Raw genomic sequence first — 2,037 nt, forward strand, 5'->3', positions numbered from 1 at the left:
TTTTCAACGGCGCGACGCAAGGGAAGGTAATGAGCGAGCGTGACACCGCGCGAGCGGGTGATCGGCGATGATGGGCGGTAACGATCAGCAGGCGTACGACCGCGGTACGTCGCTGTTCTCGCCGGACGGCCGGATCTATCAGGTGGAGTACGCCCGCGAGGCGGTCTCTCGGGGCGCGCCGAGCGTCGGCGTCCGGACGACGGACGGCGTCGTCTTCGTCGCGATGTCCCGGCCCTCCTCGTCGCTGATGGAGGCGGAGAGCATCGAGAAGCTCCACAAGCTCGACGACCACCTCGGCACCGCGAGCGCGGGCCACGTCGCCGACGCCCGACAGCTGATTGACCTCGCGCGCCGCCAGTCGCAGGGGAACCGCCTGCGCTACGGCGAGCCGGTCGGCGTCGAGACGCTGACGAAGTTCGTCACCGACCACATCCAAGAGAACACCCAACGCGGCGGCACGCGGCCGTACGGCGCGGCCCTCCTCATCGGCGGCATCGACGACGGCGAGCCGCGCCTGTTCGCGGCCGACCCCTCGGGGACGCCCAACGAGTGGAAGGCGACCGTCATCGGCGGCGGCCGACAGGACATCCAGGGCCACCTCGAAGACGAGTGGCGCGACGACCTCTCCTTGGAGGACGGCATCGAGCTCGCCGTCGCGGCGCTGGCCGCCCACGACGACGACTTCGAGCCGTCGGACCTCGCCGTCGCGACCGTGACGGAGGCCGACGGCTTCCGCACGGTCCCGGTCGACGAAGTCGAGGCCGCCTTCGAGGCCGCCGGACTCGGCGCTGACGAGGCGGACGACGAAGGGACCGAGGCAGACGCCGAAAGCGACGCGGATGCGGGCGACGCGGACGAGGAAGACGCGGACGGAAGCGACGAGTAACGCTCTCACGGTCGCGAAACGCTTCGTCGTCGCGGCATACCCCGTCGGCGCGACGCTCCGCTCGCGTCGAGTTCGCCGCCCGGATTTTTTACTGTGCGGCGCGGATCCCGAATCGATGTCACGAGAAGTCGTCTCACACCGCGACGGCCACGTCTACGAGTTCGCCCCCGAAATGGACCCAGTCTACGAGGCCGCCGACGGCGAGTCGCTGACGGTCGAGACGGTGGACAGCCTGAACGGGGCGATCCAGACCGACGACGACCTCCTCGACGCGATCCCCGAGGAGGTCAACGCGGCGACCGGGCCGATCGCGGTGGCGGGCGCGAGTCCGGGCGACCTCCTCGCGGTCGACATCGAGGCCGTGCGCGTCGCGGAGGACCGCGGTCGAGTGCTTACGGCACCCGGATTCGGCCTGCTTCGGGACGACCCGGAGATCGACCATCCCGCGACGCGGATCACCGAGGTCGATCGCGACGGCGCGGCAGCCGCCGGAAGCGATGACGGCGGACGGATCGAGTTCGAGGGGATCGACGTGCCGATCGAGCCGGTGATCGGAACGATCGGCGTCGCGACGGGCGGGGAGACGGTCTCGACGCTCACGCCCGACGACCACGGCGGGAACCTCGACACGACCGACGTGACCGGCGGGACGACCGTCTACTTCCCCGTCTTTCAGGAGGGCGCGATGCTGGCGATGGGGGACGCGAAGGCCGCGATGGCCGACGGCGAGATGTGCGGGACCGGCGCGGAGATCGCGGTCGAGGTCGACGCGACGCTCTCCGTGATCGAGGACCCGCCCGTCTCGCTGGACCGGCCGGTCGTCGACACCGGCGACGCCGTGAAGACCCTCGCCAGCGCCGAGACGGTAGAAGAGGCCGTCGAACTGGCGAACGGCGACATGCTGGACCTGCTGGCGCACCACCACGGCTTCTCGCGCACCGACGCGTACCTCTTTTCGAGCCTCGTCGGCGGACTGGAGATCAGTCAGGTGGTCGATCCGCAGGTGACGGCGCGGAACGCGGTCCCGAGCGAGTACCTCTCGCTGCCGTTCTGACCCCGGAAGGGTCTCGCCGCCGCCGACCGCTCGCCGGAGCGGGCGTCTCAGCGTTCCGACCGCTCGGCGAACCGCCGCGCGGCGTCGCTCAACTCAG

2 protein-coding genes are annotated in these 2,037 nt (G+C 70.4%); both read left to right on the top strand.

Features of this window, described 5'->3' with window-relative positions; genetic code table 11:
* Nucleotides 1–67 precede the first annotated feature (67 nt).
* Nucleotides 68–886 carry an archaeal proteasome endopeptidase complex subunit alpha gene (psmA, locus tag BN903_RS10300; RefSeq protein ID WP_195155779.1) on the top strand — a complete coding sequence of 273 codons (819 nt, stop codon included), beginning with the start codon at nucleotides 68–70 and terminating at the stop codon, nucleotides 884–886.
* A gap of 115 nt (nucleotides 887–1,001) precedes the next feature.
* On the top strand, nucleotides 1,002–1,940 hold the full coding sequence (locus tag BN903_RS10305; RefSeq protein WP_048077681.1) for an acetamidase/formamidase family protein: 939 nt from the start codon (nucleotides 1,002–1,004) through the stop codon (nucleotides 1,938–1,940).
* The last annotated feature ends 97 nt before the right edge of the window (nucleotides 1,941–2,037 follow it).

This window comes from Halorubrum sp. AJ67, from assembly GCF_000513435.1.

Excerpts from the sequence above, each read along its gene's own strand:
- psmA (WP_195155779.1), top strand. The coding sequence starts at position 68 with ATGATGGGCGGTAACGATCAGCAGGCGTACGACCGCGGTACGTCGCTG.
- BN903_RS10305 (WP_048077681.1), top strand. The coding sequence starts at position 1,002 with ATGTCACGAGAAGTCGTCTCACACCGCGACGGCCACGTCTACGAGTTC.